The sequence below is a fragment of the Pseudomonas sp. CH235 genome, assembly GCF_004368175.1.
Classification (GTDB): domain Bacteria; phylum Pseudomonadota; class Gammaproteobacteria; order Pseudomonadales; family Pseudomonadaceae; genus Aquipseudomonas; species Aquipseudomonas paraglycinae.
Genome location: NZ_RRZJ01000076.1, coordinates 1 through 538 on the forward strand (window position 1 = coordinate 1; position 538 = coordinate 538).

At 65.6% G+C, this 538-nt stretch carries 1 protein-coding gene; it reads left to right on the top strand.

The window, feature by feature from the left end:
• The coding region (locus EIY71_RS28485) for an RHS repeat domain-containing protein (RefSeq protein WP_372239331.1) at window positions 1-538 on the top strand (538 nt) is incomplete at both ends.

Genomic DNA, 538 nt, shown 5'->3' on the forward strand with positions numbered 1-538 from the left:
TGGTGCGCGAGCATCAGGGCTGGGGCACCCTGCGTTACGCCTACGACGCCTGCGGCCAGCTCACCCGCCTGCGTCTGCCGGACAACAGCAAACTCGATTACCACTACGCCAAGGGCGGGGCGCTGACGGCGATCGACCTCAACGGTGCCTTGCTGACCCGCCACGTCTACCAGAACGGCCGCGAACAGCAGCGCCAGCAGGGCCTGCTGCTCAGCGAATACACCTACGACGAACAGGGCCGCTTGAAGTCCCACGCCGTAGGCCATCAACGCAGCGCGCTGTACCGCCGCGACTTTGCCTACAGCGCCAAGGGCAATCTCGAACACATCGCCGACACCCGCCACGGCCAGCGCAGCTACACCTACGACGCCCTCGACCGGCTGATCCGTGTACGCCATACCCGCGACGACCTGCCGGAAACCTTCGCCCACGACCCGGCCGGCAACCTGCTGATGCAGGATCGCCCCGGTCCGACACAGATCAAAGGCAATCGCCTGCTGATGCAGGGCGATCGTCATTACGACTACGACGCCTTCGG